Annotated in this window: 7 protein-coding genes; 6 read left to right on the plus strand and 1 reads right to left on the minus strand. The window is 65.9% G+C overall.

The features are described 5' to 3' along the window. Positions 1-259 precede the first annotated feature (259 nt). From OHU34_RS25565 to OHU34_RS25585, 5 genes are all read left to right on the plus strand, one after another. Positions 260-3,850: a LamG domain-containing protein gene (locus OHU34_RS25565; protein ID WP_405768466.1), complete on the plus strand. Its 3,591-nt coding sequence runs from the start codon at positions 260-262 to the stop codon at positions 3,848-3,850. 190 nt (positions 3,851-4,040) lie between these two features. Beyond that, complete coding sequence (locus OHU34_RS25570) at positions 4,041-10,382, plus strand: RHS repeat-associated core domain-containing protein (protein WP_405772368.1); 6,342 nt, start codon at positions 4,041-4,043, stop codon at positions 10,380-10,382. Between the two features lie 157 nt (positions 10,383-10,539). Next, complete coding sequence (locus OHU34_RS25575) at positions 10,540-11,043, plus strand: hypothetical protein (protein ID WP_405768475.1); 504 nt, start codon at positions 10,540-10,542, stop codon at positions 11,041-11,043. Between the two features lie 125 nt (positions 11,044-11,168). Next, positions 11,169-12,275: a peptide chain release factor 2 gene (gene prfB / locus OHU34_RS25580; protein ID WP_054240261.1), complete on the plus strand. Its 1,107-nt coding sequence runs from the start codon at positions 11,169-11,171 to the stop codon at positions 12,273-12,275. 270 nt (positions 12,276-12,545) lie between these two features. Further along, positions 12,546-13,430: a hypothetical protein gene (locus OHU34_RS25585; RefSeq protein WP_405768477.1), complete on the plus strand. Its 885-nt coding sequence runs from the start codon at positions 12,546-12,548 to the stop codon at positions 13,428-13,430. An 87-nt stretch (positions 13,431-13,517) separates the two neighbouring features. Here OHU34_RS25585 and OHU34_RS25590 read toward each other — a convergent pair whose 3' ends face one another. Continuing rightward, entirely contained in the window at positions 13,518-13,712 is a 195-nt protein-coding gene (locus OHU34_RS25590) for a hypothetical protein (protein ID WP_020132389.1), read from the minus strand. Positions 13,713-13,948: 236 nt separating this feature from the next. Here OHU34_RS25590 and ftsE point away from each other — a divergent pair, with 236 nt between their 5' ends. Beyond that, the gene (gene ftsE, locus OHU34_RS25595; RefSeq protein WP_020132390.1) at positions 13,949-14,638 is read left to right on the plus strand and encodes a cell division ATP-binding protein FtsE; all 690 of its coding nucleotides are present in this window, start codon (positions 13,949-13,951) and stop codon (positions 14,636-14,638) included. Positions 14,639-14,656 lie beyond the last annotated feature (18 nt).

Consider the following 14,656-nt stretch of genomic DNA (forward strand, 5'->3'; position numbering starts at 1 on the left):
AGACGTCTCCCCGTGTCATGCCTGCCGGATCTACCAGTGGCGCAGGAGATTCTCGGTACGACAAAGGGCGCTGCGCATGGTGATGCCGCCTTGACGGGAGGTGATGGAGAGCCTTTGGATGTGGAGAACTTGAGGATCATGTGACTGTGGGGGGCGCATCTCAGTGCAGGGCAAACGGGGCAGCAGGCGGTCAGCGAGATGTCATGCGCATGTCCGATGGGGGAGATCTGGGGCCGCGACGGCTGCCTTCGCCGCCCTATTGGCGATTCTGGTCACGCCCGCTCCACAGGCGTCTGCTTCTCCCTCGGAGGCCACCCCGCTGTCCGAGGGGCAGCAGGCGTCGGCGGAGGCCAAGGAGTCGGGTCGGCCGGTGGAGGTGACGGGGGAGCGTTCGGAGCGGACAACGGTCTATGCGAATCCCGATGGCCTCACCTTCACGTTGCAGGAGTCGGTGGTTCCGGTTCGTGTGGCGAAGCCGGATGGTGGCTGGCAGGCACCGGATGCAACGCTGGGGAAGCGTTCCGACGGTCTGGTGGGTCCCAAGGCCGCAGCGCTGGACATTGCCTTCTCGGGCGGGGGCGCGAAGGCGCCGCTGGCCCGGATCGAGGACGAGGGGAAGTCGCTCGAACTGCGGTGGCCGGGAACGCTTCCGGCGCCGCAGCTGGACGGGACCAGTGCTCTGTACGCGGAAGTACTGCCGGGCGTGGACCTGAAGGTGAACACGACTCCGGAGAGTTTCCAGCCGGTGTTCGTGGTCAAAACGGCCGAAGCAGCGGCGAACGAGGGGCTGAAAAAGCTCACGTTCGGGCTCAATGCCGTGGGCTTGGACGTGCGCGAAGGGGCGTCCGGCAACCTCGCGGCCGTGGACGACAGTGGCCGTACGGTGTTCAAGGCGCCGCCGGCCCAGATGTGGGACTCGGCGGGTTCGCCTTCCGGCACGCAGACGCAGTTGATGACGGTTGAACCGCCAGGCAGCGGTGAGGTGGGGTCGGCCGACCCCTCGGAAACGGCGCCTTCGGGTTCCGGATCGGAGCCTGGACAGGGCGACAACGTGGCCCGTATGGATGTCGCGGTCACCAAGGACTCGCTGTCGGTGGTTCCGGACGCGGAGATGCTCACCGAATCCAAGGCGTCGGCGTTCCCGCTGTTCATCGACCCGACCATCACGTGGGGCGAGTCGGAGCGCACGCTGCTGCGCAGCGACGGTTATGAGTCGTACGGCTGGGGCAACGGCGACGACGATCTTGGGAAGGGCGTCGGTAAGTGCGGTACCTGGAACGGCTACTACTGCGGTCCTGGGTACGTACAGCGACTCTACTTCGAGTTCTCGCCAGCCAGTCTGAAGGGTAAGAACATCCTGGACGCCACGTTTCGGGTGACGGAGCCGTGGGCGTTCCAGTGTGACCCGCGTTGGGTGGATCTGGTTCGTACGAACAACATCTCTTCCTCCACCACGTGGTCGACGCGTCCGGCGGAACTGGACCTGATGGTGGACCGCAATGTCTCGGCCGGTCGTGGCTCGTTGTGCGATCCGGATTTGCCGGACGCGCCGATCGAGTTCAACGACAGCGCGGAGGAGACGAACGAGAACCTGACGCCGACGGTGAAGAACTTCGCGGCGGGCAAGTTCTCCATGCTGACGCTCGAGGTCCGGGCACATGACGAGACCGATGCCTCGGCGTGGAAACGGTTCAGGAACGACGCCGTGATTGCGGTGAAGTACGTGGGCCTGCCGGCCACGCCCACTGAGGTCGGCGCGGTCACGGGCTCTTCCTACGTGTGCTCGACCAGTTCGGCGTCTCCGAACGTGGTGTCCGACCCGACGCCGCTGGTACAGGGCAAGCCACGAACCGCTGTGGGCGGTTCGGTCGGGGCGAATCTCCGGATCCGCTGGCGGACGGAGAAGTACGACGGCACAGCATGGACGCTCGCCCACACTGACATCGACGGCCCGACATCTGGCTATGTGGGGAACCTGGTCAAGCAGTCGAGGAGCCTGCCGACGCTGCAGGAGGGTGTCCTGTACCGACTGAGAGCGCTGACCCTCTCCTACTACGAGGACGGCACCAACCGCCTTAACTCCGGTTACAGCACGCCCTGTTACTTCAAGGTCGATCCGACTGCGCCCAAGGCGCCGACGGTGACCTTCGGTTCCCCGTACACCGAGTGCACGACCAACGCCTGTGCGGGGCAGGGCGGACCGGGCGTGAAAGGCACGTTCACGTTCGCGCCTGCGTCGGGTGAGACGAACATCGCCGCCTACCAGTACAGATTGTCCAGTGCGGACGCCTGGTCGGCCGACCAGGCGGGCTTGACGGCATCGGTCGCTGTCACGCCGGAAAAGGCGGGCCTGACCACGTTGTACGTGCGAGCCAAGGACAACGTCGGCACCGGCCGCTTCGGCGCGGAGATGGCGGTCGATTTCCTGGTGAGCGCCGGCGACGGGCCGGTCGGGCGGTGGAATTTTGGCGAGGCGAGCGGCGCTGCACTGGACTCGGCGACAACCGACGGCGCGGACAACGCCACGCTGGGCGGTGGGGCAGCGCGGGACGACAGAGGCCGCCGTGGGCTGATCACCCGTGACTCTCAGGGGCTTCCCCTGGAGACGCCGATCACTGATAGGGGATTGTCCCTGAACGGGTCCACTGCCTACGCACAGACGAGTGCCCCGGTTCTCGAGACTCGCTCGGCCTATACGCTCTCCGCTTGGGTGCGGCTGGAACGTGACGACCGCAGTGCCGCAGTGCTATCGACGAAGGACAGCGTCAGTAGCCCGTTCCTCCTAGAGTACGACGTCAGTAAGAAGACCTGGTGCTTTGCTATCCGTCAGCCGGGTGCAACCGACTTGTACACCGGTCAGTTCGCGGCCTATCCGGCGCAGGTCGGCGTATGGACGCACCTGGCCGCTACCTACGATCCGGCGACGGGCAAGCTCCAGCTCTACGTGGACGGCCGCAGGCAGTACCAGGGCCAGAGCGTGGAGGGCTCTTACCCGTCGACCGGGCCACTGGACTTCGGTCGGCATCAGTTCAGCACAGGCCCCGGTTACTACTTCCAAGGTTCGGTCGATGAAGTCGCCGTCTGGCAGCGTGCCTTGACGGCACAGGAGATTGCCGAAGAGTCCCAGCTGATGGTGTCCGGCGGGGAATTCGCCGGCGTCGAGTTGGTGGCGGACTGGAACGCGGAACGTGGCAGTGGCACGACTGTTCCCGACAGTACTTCCGGGTACGGCAAGAGTCTGGCACTGACAGGCGGTGCGTCGCTGAAGGACGGCGCCATCGTGTTCGACGGGGTCGACGGCGCGGCGACCACAGCAGGCCCCTTGGTGTACGAGCACGCATCGTTCACGGTGACGACCTTGGTGCAATTGGATGCCGCGGAGATCCTTGCCAAGGATGTCGGCTACATCGGACAGGTGTTGGGGCAGCGCACCGCGGACGGGTCCGCGTGGGGATTCTTCTACCAGCTGACCGGCAAACAGACCGTATGGGACGAGGAGGCGATGGAAGAGCGGACCGTCCCGGTCGGTAGGTGGCAATTCGGGCGACTCAATGATGACGGCAGCTTCTCGGCCGTTGCCTCCGACGATGTCGCCGAATTGGACAGCCCAGTGCGGTTGACCGGCATCTACGACCCGTTGGACGGGACGATCAGCCTCTACCTCGGGCACAACCAGAACGGCAGTGCTCAAGCCTTCACGGTCAAGCTCGGCAGCGGCGATTTCACGATCGGCAGGGGCTTCGTCGCCGGTGCCTGGAAGCACTACCTGCCCGGCCGGGTCTGGGAGGCGCGGGTCTGGGCCGGCGCCATGGCGAGTAGCGAGCAACTGGACGAGAGCGTCGGCGACTGACGGGCAGTGGGGGAGGGCGGCTCTCGACTGCCCTCCCCCCCCCCGGAATCGACGGGCGTCGTGTGACGGCCTGAGAACGACTTGACGTACATCTCTCACGGGACTGGGCGGGGGACGAAAAGCGATGGTATTTGGCGTGGGCACCTCAAGATGGCGCAGGAGTGGTCGGTATCGTGCCGGCCGGCTTCTGTTGCAGTCGCTGGCTTTGGCACTTGTCGTGCCTGTGGCTGTGGCGCAGGCGGCCGAAGCCGCGGGATCGGAGGGACTCGGCCGCCCTGATGTGCCGAAGCCCCGTGTCAGCGACGTGAAGGTAGTCAAGGGGCCGGGCGCGAAGAAGGTCCGGGAACAGGTCGCCCGGGAGCAGAAGGCCAACGCTGACCAGGCCGAACAGGCGCAGGCTGAACGACAGGCGAAGTGGCCCGGGGAAGGCGAGGCGACAATTGTCCTGACGGCCGGCAAGACGGTCGTGGCGAAGGCGAACGGTCTGCCCGTGTCCCTCCTACCGCAAGCCGGAGGCCATGCCGCCTCCGGTACTGCACGTGTCACTGTGCTGGATCAAAAGGCCGCCCGAGAAGCCGGAATCACCGGCGTGCTGCTGACCGCCGAGGCAGCCACGGCGGGCAGCGCTGAAGTGACCGTTGACTACGGTGGTTTCGCCTCGGCCATCGGCGGTGACTGGTCCCAGCGGCTGAAGCTCGTACAGTTGCCGGCCTGCGTCCTGACGGCACCGCAGAAGCCGGAGTGCCGTAAACAGCTCCCGCTTTCGTCGCAGAACGACTCCACGCATCATTCGGTGTCGGCCAAGGTTCGCCTTGCTGAATCCATCGTTGGCCGGTCCACGCAGCTCTTGCGGGACGCCGACAGCACAACGACTGCCACCGTGCTCGCCGTCACCGCGACCGGTACGGGCTCCGGTCAGTCGCCCAAGGGGGCAGGAGACTACTCCGCCACCCCGCTCTCGGAGTCGTCCTCCTGGCAGTCGGGGAACAGCGCGGGTTCCTTCACGTGGTCGTACGACTTCACGATGCCGCCGGCTGCAGCGGGGCCGGTGCCGCCGCTGTCGCTGTCGTACGACTCGGGCAGCGTGGACGGCCGTACCGCGGCGACCAACAACCAGGGCTCGGCGGTCGGTGAGGGTTTCACGCTCACCGAGTCCTACATCGAGCGCTCGTACGGTGTCTGTGACGACGACGGGCACGCGGACGTCTTCGACCTCTGCTGGAAGTACGACAATGCCCGTCTGGTGTTGAACGGCAAGTCCACTCGTCTGGTCAAGGACGGCGAGGGTGGCCAGTGGCGTCTGGAGAACGACGACGCCTCCAAGGTCACCCGCTCCACGGGCGGGGACAACGGCGACGACGACGGCGAGTACTGGACCGTGACGACGGGCGACGGCAAGAAGTACGTCTTCGGTATGAACAAGCTGGCTGGTGCGGATACCCAGCGCACCAACTCCGTATGGACAGTACCGGTGTTCGGTGACGACTCGGGCGAGCCGGGCTACTCCGCCGGCGACACGTTCGCGGACCGGTCGCTCACCCAGGCGTGGCGGTGGAACCTCGACCTGGTCGAGGACACACGCGGCAACGCGTCCACGTACTGGTACACGAAGGAGTCGAACTCCTACAAGAAGAACAAGGCGACCACGGCGAACGCGGCCTACACACGCGGCGGGTATCTGACTCGCGTCGAGTACGGTCTGCGCGCCGGGGCGCTGTTCACCGACAAGGCGGACGCCAAGGCCACCTTCACCCACGCCGAGCGCTGTACTGCCACCGACTGCTCCAGCCTCACGAAGGACACTGCGGACAACTGGCCGGATGTTCCATTCGACGCGATCTGCTCGAGCGGAGACGCCGAGTGCAAGGCAACCGGCCCGTCCTTCTTCTCCCGCAAACGCCTGACCGGGATCGACACCTATTCCTACAACGCCACCACGGCCGTCTACGACCCGGTGGACTCCTGGGACATGGTCCAGCAGTACCTGGACGGTGGGGACATCGGCGACAGCTCCGACCAGATGCTGACCTTGAAGTCCCTCAAGCGGACCGGCAAGGCCGACGACACGGCGATCGGGCTCGACCCGACCTCGTTCACCTACCAGATGCGCCCCAACCGGGTCGATGCCACGGACGACATTCTGCCCCTGACCCGGGCGCGCATCTCGACGATCACCTCAGAGACGGGGGCGATCACCAGAGTGACGCTGTCGGGCGAGGAGTGTGTACGCAGCGAGGTGGCAGGCGCGGCTCCGGACACCAACACACGTTCGTGTTTTCCGCAGTTCTGGCGCATCAACGGTGGTGAGAACGCGTCGATCGACTGGTTCCACAAGTACCGCGTGCTGGCGGTGACCGTTTCCGACCCGGCGGCGGCCAACGAGACGGTTGAACATGCCTACTCCTACAGCGGCGCGGCCTGGCACTACAGCGACAACCCGTTCGCACCGGCCGACGAGCGCACATGGTCGGACTGGCGTGGCTACCGCCAGGTCACCGCGTGGACCGGTGCGACGGACGTCACCCGCTCCAGGACTGTCTCCCTCTACATGCAGGGCATGCACGGCGACAAGAACAAGGACGGCACCACCAAGACGGCCTCCGTCGCCCCCCTCAGCGCTCCGGCCCTCGGAGCCGCCACGCTCACCGACAGCGATCAGTACGCCGGACAGCTCCGCGAACAGGTCACCTACGACGGCACCACCGCGATTTCGGCAACCATGAAGGACCCCTGGTCACAGGAGACCGCCCGACAGACAGCGCCCGATGCCGGTGATCACGTAGCCCGCTACGTCCGAACCCAGAAGACGCACGCCTACACGTACCTGTCGGCATCCCAGACATGGCGCGAGCGGCAGACTGCCACCACCTTCGACAGCTACGGCTTGCCGGTCACTGTCGAGGACTCCGGCCAGGTAGGCAAGGGCGACGACGAGACCTGCACCCGCACCTGGTACGCCCGCAACACCGAGGCCGGCTTGATCAACCTGGTCTCGCGTACCCGCACGGTTGCCGACACATGTGCGACGGCGGACACCGCCTTGACGCTACCGGCGACCAAAGACACCCGAGGTGACGTCCTGACGGACACGGCGGTCGTCTACGACACGGCGAATGCCACCACGTGGTCGGCCGTGCAGAAGCCGACCAAGGGCCAGCAGACCTGGACCGGCCGAGCCAACGGCTACGCAGCGACGCCGGACCTCAACGGCTACAGGCTCCCCTCGGGCTGGCAGACGACGGCGACCACCACGTACGACGTCCTGGGACGTCCCCTGAGTGTGACGAACGCGGACGGCAAGAGCACCACGACGGCGTACACGCCGATCGACGCGGGCCCGCTGACCAGGACCGTCGTCACCGACGCCGCGCCAACGCAGTTCAAGACGATCAACTTCGTGGACGCACGGCGTGGTCTGACCTTGCGCACCTACGACCGAAGCAACAGCAAGACCGAGAGCGTTTACGACGCTCTGGGGCGGGTCACCGCTGTCTGGCTGCCCAACCGGATCAGAGGCTCTGACGCGGCCAACGTGACCTTCGCCTACCACCTGGACAACCTGAAGCCGTCCTGGGTATCGACCTCGACCCTCAAGAAGGACGGCAAGACGTACAACACCAGCTACACGCTGTACGACTCGCTCCTGCGCCCGCTGCAGATCCAGTCGCCGACTCCACTGGGCGGCCGTCTGCTGACGGACACCCGCTACGACACCCGAGGCTTGGCCTACGAGACGTACGCCGACATCTTCGACACCACCAGCACCCCCAACGGCACCTACACACGAGCCGAGTACGGTGAGGCCCCGAAGCAGACGGGCACGGTGTTCGACGGAGCGGGCCGAGCGACCACCAGCACGCTGTATGTGCTCGGTGTCGAGAAATGGTCCATGAGTACCAGCTACACCGGCGACTCCGTGGCGACGACCGCCCTTCAGGGCGGATCAGCCCAACGCACCATCACCGACGTGCGCGGACAGACGACGGAAACCCGCTCCTACGAGAGCACGAGCCCCACCGACACGGCCTTCGGGACGAGTCCTGGTGCCTCATACGCCTCCACGAAGTTCACCTACACCCTGGACGGCAAGCAGAAGACGATCACCGGGCCGGACGGCGCCGCATGGTCGTACGACTACGACCTCTCCGGCCGCCAGACCGGCGCCAAGGACCCCGACAAGGGAGCGACGAGCACCGAGTACGACGCCTTGGACCGAGTCACCAAGACCACGGACGCGCGCGGCAAGTCGATCATCGTGGGTTACGACGAGTTGAGCCGGGTCACCGGCACCTGGACAGGCGCACGGACGGATGCCAACCAGCTCACCGGGTACACCTATGACACGGTACTGAAGGGCCTGCCCACCTCGGCAACCCGCTACGTGGGTGGCAAGACAGGCGCCGCGTACACCCAGACCGTCACCGCCTACGACAGCCTGGGCCGGGCCACGACGACCCAACTCGAACTGCCGGCCTCCGACCCGTTCGTGAAGGCGGGCCAGGCGGCCGTGCTGAAGTCCGAGGCCTACTACAACCTCGACGGCACCTTGCAGAACAGCAGCGAGCCCGCGATGGGCGGTTTGGAGTCGGAGACGATCGACTTCACCTACAACGACCTGGGCAACCTGGCCACCATCGGCGGTGTGCTCGACGTCTCCTACTCCGCGCTCTCCCAGCCGCAACAATTGACGCTGGGCGCAGGCGGCAGCGACAACAAGAGTGTCTATGTCACCAACCGTTACGAGGACGGCACCGGCCGCCTGGCCCGCAGCCATGTCACGGACCAGACCCACGGCTACATGCTTCAGGACCTCAACTACAGCTACGACCAGACCGGCAACGTCACGTCGATCAGCGACCCGACAACGCTCGGCGGCTCCGGTTCGGCGGACACCCAGTGCTTCGCCTACGACGGCCACCAACGCCTCACCGAAACCTGGACCCCCGCTTCCCAGAACTGCGCCGACGCCCGCAGTGCCACCAGCCTGTCGGGCCCGGCACCGTACTGGACGAGCTACACCTACAACGACGCCGGCCAGCGGACCAGTGAGACGGCGCACCAGAGCACCCGCGACACCAAGACGACCTACTGCTACACCAAGTCCGCGCAGCCCCACACCCTGACCGGCACCACGACCGGCACGGACTGCACCGCCCCGGAGCGCGCCTACGCTTACGACGCCACCGGGAACACCACCAGTCGTCCCGGGGCCACCAGCGCCCAGAGCCTGGCCTGGTCCGACGAGGGCAGGCTGGCCAAGCTGACGGAGAACAATGCGTCGACCGACTACCTCTACGACGCTTCCGGCACCCTGCTGATCCGTACGGCCGAGAACGGTGAACGGGTCCTGTACGCCGGCGCCACCGAACTCCACCTGCGGGCCGATGGCACCACCTGGGCCCAGCGCTACTACTCGGCCAGTGGCATCACGGCCGCCGTCCGGTCCAATCAATCCGGTACCGACAAGGTCACCTATCTCACAGGCGACCACCACGGCACCTCCAGCCTTGCGCTCAACCCGGACACGAACCAGACCTTCACCAAGCGTTACACGACGCCCTTCGGTCAAGACCGGGCTAAGACCGCCTCCGGTTCCTGGCCGGACGACAAGGGATTCCTTGGTCAGGCCCGCGATACCGGCACGGGCCTGACCCACATCGGAGCCCGCGAGTACGACCCGACCCTCGGCCAGTTCCTCAGTGTCGACCCGGTACTTCAGCTCGAGGCGCCGCAGACGCTGAACGGGTACAGCTACGGAGCCCAGAACCCGGTCACGTTCTGGGATCCGACCGGAACCGAGATCGGCTCGCGGCCCAATTCGTGCCAGTACTCGCTGGAGTACTGCGACAAGGCGACCCAGGACGCCGTCGGCTATGACAAAAAAACGGGCAAGACTGACTACACCAAGGGAACGGCAGTAGGTGACGGATCCATTCTGGGTTCCGGGAACGGCAAGTCCGTCACGGAGAAGGAACGCCTCAAGCTGGACCCGAAGGTGGTCGAGTGGCTGACAAAGGACCTTGGCTATCGCGGCAGTGTCTATCTTGGAAATGGGGAAGCCAAGACGTGGATCGAGGGAATGGCGAACGATGAGAAAATGAAGGAACTGCAAGAAGCCGCCACAAGCTTCTTCGGTTGCTATGCGAGTCGAGCAAAGGGTAGTACCGGCTGTATGAAGGATGTGCAGAAGACCTATAAGAAGCAACTCGGGAAAGAAAGTTTCTGGGACAAGACCCTTGGGAGCCTCAAAAAGGTCGCAGGGCCGGTGGTCGGCGTACTCCTGGGGTCGGCGTGCACGTTCTTCACCGGTGCCGTGGCAGTGGCCGGATGCGTGGTGGTGGCTGCGATGGTCTCCGGGGCGATCGACTACGCCCTGTCCGACGAAGAGAACAAGACATATACGGGCTACGCTGAGGCAGCCGTCACGCAGGGTGTGCTGACGGTCTTCTCCTTCGGTGCAAACCGGTTCGTCGCGCCGCTTTCAGCTCGGTGGGCGTCGAACCGGGAACTTGCGAACCTCCTCGGCGGATGATCGACCTTTCGTGGATCCGCGTCCTGCTGCAGCGGCAGGACGCGGATCCACGAAAGGGACGGTCGGCTGTGCTTGTCCATGACATGCCGGTGGGATGATGCTGCCGGTCGACTCGGGTGCGGGACCCAAAGAAAGGGTTCCAAAAGGAGGTCTGGTCATGCGGGACTGGAGAAGGGTGTTGCTGACGTTCGATCGCTTCGTCGGATCGGGGCAGCCTCCCACTCGTTTCGAGGTGGCAATGGCTCGTCACCCCGTGCGGGCCGGTGTGATCTGCGGAGCGGTGATGACGGTGTTGGTCGCGCTGGCTCTGTCTGGCAGTGGTGATCCCGTGGTGCTGCTACAGGCCGCCCTGACCGGCATCGGTGTGGGATTCTTCTGCTGGGCTGTCTGTCGACTCACGCGATCGCAGCATGCCTACTACGAGAGAATCGGTAGGTTCCATGGGGCGCGGCAACAAGCCCGGCAGGCTGAAGCGGAAACCATGTCACCGCAAATGCACGTCTTGCTGCTCGTAGGTGGATGGGTACTGCTATCGGGTGTGTTTTGGTTGATCAGCCCTCTTATTGATATGCCGCGGAGTGTCCCGTGGTCCGCATTTTTCGGAGGGCTACTGCTCGGGTCGGCGATCATGGTCCAATGGATCAAGCGCGAGAGGTCCTGACGTCAACGGGGTCCGCCGTCGGCTGCCGCGTGTCAGGTCGCGCGAGTGTCGAACGCACAGGGCGTGACGCTCATGGTCGGCGTCCACCGGAGCTCGCCGGATGCCGGAGCCGTTACGCTGGAGGCGTGGCAGTCGTCGATGTATCCGAAGAGCTCAAGTCCCTCTCCTCGACCATGGAGTCGATCGAGGCCGTTCTGGACCTCGACAAGCTGAGGGCAGATATCGCCGTGCTCGAGGAGCAGGCGGCCGCGCCGTCCCTGTGGGACAACCCGGACGAGGCGCAGAAGATCACCAGCAAGCTGTCCCACCTCCAGGCCGAGGTCAGGAAGGCGGACGCGCTGCGCAGCCGGATCGACGATCTCTCCGTGCTGTTCGAGATGGCCCAGGAGGAGGACGACCCGGACACCCTCGCCGAGGCCGAGTCCGAGCTCACCTCCGTCAAGAAGGCGCTGGACGAGATGGAGGTCCGTACGCTGCTCAGCGGTGAGTACGACTCCCGCGAGGCGCTCGTGAACATCCGTGCCGAGGCCGGTGGCGTCGACGCCGCCGACTTCGCGGAGAAGCTCCAGCGGATGTACCTGCGGTGGGCGGAGCAGCACGGCTACAAGACCGAGATCTACGAGACGTCGTACGCCGAAGAGGCCGGCATCAAGTCGACCACCTTCGCCGTGCAGATCCCGTACGCCTACGGCACCCTCTCCGTGGAGCAGGGCACGCACCGGCTCGTGCGGATCTCCCCCTTCGACAACCAGGGGCGTCGGCAGACCTCCTTCGCGGGTGTCGAGATCCTCCCCGTGGTGGAGACCACCGACCACATCGAGATCGACGAGTCCGAACTGCGGGTCGACGTCTACCGGTCCTCCGGCCCCGGCGGCCAGGGCGTGAACACCACCGACTCCGCGGTGCGCCTCACCCACCTCCCCACCGGCATCGTCGTCTCCTGCCAGAACGAGCGGTCGCAGATCCAGAACAAGGCGTCCGCGATGAACGTCCTCCAGGCCAAGCTGCTCGACCGGCGCCGGCAGGAGGAGCAGGCCAAGATGGACGCGCTCAAGGGCGACGGCGGCAACTCCTGGGGCAACCAGATGCGTTCGTACGTCCTGCACCCGTACCAGATGGTCAAGGACCTGCGCACCGAGTTCGAGGTCGGTAACCCCGAGGCCGTGTTCAACGGTGAGATCGACGGGTTCCTGGAAGCCGGAATTCGCTGGCGCAAGCAGCAAGAGAAGTAACTTTGTCGACAAGGCAACCGCCCCTGATTCAGGGGCGGTTGCTTTTTACATCACATTCACAGCACCAACGACACGCAAAGCGCCCCGACTTGGACATTGCGTACGCAACGACCTTGACGATGCTTTGAAAAGTGGGGAAGGTGCAGTGTGGCATGCGTATCTCTGGGGCGCATGTGAACCGGGGGCTTCAGCTACAGCTCGGCTACCTCCGTCGATCACGGCCCCGGGCGCGGCCTCATCGACGATTCAGCTACTGGGGGTAGCAGCTATATGACCAAGAAGACGCGGATCCGGTTCGCGCGGATAGCCGCCGGCGCCGTGATCGCCGCGGGCGCCTCGCTGACGGTCGCCGGCGTCGCCTCGGCCGACGACGACGCTCTTGTCGACACGAGTGTCGTCGCCACCGTCGGCGAGGGCGACTGCACCATCATCATCACCCCGGAGTGCGAGCCCGGCGGCACGTCCACCGGTACTTCGGAGGGTACGTCCACGGGTACGTCGGAGGGCACCTCGACGGGTACGTCCGAGGGCACGTCCACCGGAACCTCGGAGGGTACGTCCACCGGAACCTCGGAGGGTACGTCCACGGGTACCTCGACCGGTACGTCCGCCGGCACGTCGACGGGTACTTCGGCGGGTACGTCCACCGGCACTTCGGCGGGTACGTCCACCGGCACTTCGGCGGGTACGTCGACCGGTACCTCTGCCGGTACCTCGACGGGCACGTCCACCGGTACTTCGACGGGGACCTCGACCGGTACCTCGAACGGCAACACGTCCTCGGGTAACACGTCCTCCGGGAGCTCCAGCGAGGGCAACACCTCGTCGGGCTCGTCCTCCGAGGGCAATACCTCGTCGGGCTCGTCCTCCGAGGGCAGCACCTCGTCGGGCTCGTCCTCGCAGGGCAGCACCTCCGCGGGTACCGGCACCGACACCGACGGCACCTCCACCCAGGAGGAGGGCAGCTCCGCGCTGACCGACACCTCGGACTCCGCCGCCGACACCAGCGCGCAGGGTGGTGGCAAGGAGCTCGCCGAGACCGGTGCCGGTCAGACCAGCTTCCTGATCATCGGTGCCGCCACGATGATCGCCGGCGGCATCGGCTTCCGGGTGCTGCCGCGCCTCGCGGCCGGCCGTGACGGAGCCGCTGCCTGACGTCAGGTAGTCGCGTCCGCACGTGACGTACACGCGAAGGGGCCCGGAGCGATCAGCTCCGGGCCCCTTTCCGTGCGTGTCCGGGGGTTACGCGGTCTGGTGGGCCAGCAGCGCCAGCGCTGCCACCAGCACCGCGAGCAGCGCGATCAGCGCCATCGGGTTCAGCCCCGCGAAGAAGTTGTCCTGTTGCTGCAGCCGCTCGCGGTTCGCGCGGCACACCGGGCACCGGCCCTCGCTCACGGGCGCGGCGCAGTTAGCGCACACCAGCCGGTCGTACGTCATGCGCTCGCCCTCCTAGCACCGGTTCCACGTACACAACGCTTCGGGGAACGGGAACGTTCCCCCTCCACTGTGCCAGGTTCCTCCGTGGGCCGCGCGGCCCACCCGGAGAGCGGGGGGCGTACAAAGTCCCGTACAAAAACGCACAAGCCCCACTCAACCCCTCGCGACGCCTGCGCCGCCCTCCCCGGTTCGCGTATGGTCACGCTCATCTACCCCCGGCGACCCGTGGTGCACCCGTGATCCGATTCGACAACGTCTCCAAGGTCTACCCCAAGCAGACCCGCCCCGCACTCAGGGATGTCTCCCTCGAGGTGGAGAAGGGCGAGTTCGTGTTCCTCGTGGGATCCTCCGGCTCCGGCAAGTCCACCTTCCTGCGGCTGGTCCTCCGCGAGGAGCGGACCAGCCACGGTCAGGTGCACGTCCTGGGCAAGGATCTCGCGCGCCTCTCCAACTGGAAGGTGCCGCAGATGCGCCGCCAGCTGGGGACGGTCTTCCAGGACTTCCGGCTGCTGCCGAACAAGACGGTGGCGGAGAACGTCGCCTTCGCGCAGGAGGTCATCGGGAAGTCGAAGGGCGAGATCCGCAAGTCCGTGCCGCAGGTGCTCGACCTCGTCGGGCTCGGTGGCAAGGAGGACCGGATGCCCGGTGAGCTGTCCGGCGGTGAACAGCAGCGCGTCGCCATCGCTCGCGCCTTCGTGAACCGGCCCAAGCTGCTGATCGCGGACGAGCCCACCGGCAACCTCGACCCGCAGACCTCCGTCGGCATCATGAAGCTGCTCGACCGGATCAACCGGACGGGCACGACCGTGCTGATGGCCACGCACGACCAGAACATCGTGGACCAGATGCGCAAGCGCGTCATCGAGCTGGAGCAGGGCCGCCTCGTCCGCGACCAGGCGCGCGGCGTCTACGGCTACCAGCACTGACCGCCCCCGCCATCGCCC

Origin of the sequence: Streptomyces sp. NBC_00080 (assembly GCF_045041255.1) — a bacterium.
Classification (GTDB): Bacteria; Actinomycetota; Actinomycetes; order Streptomycetales; family Streptomycetaceae; genus Streptomyces; species Streptomyces coriariae.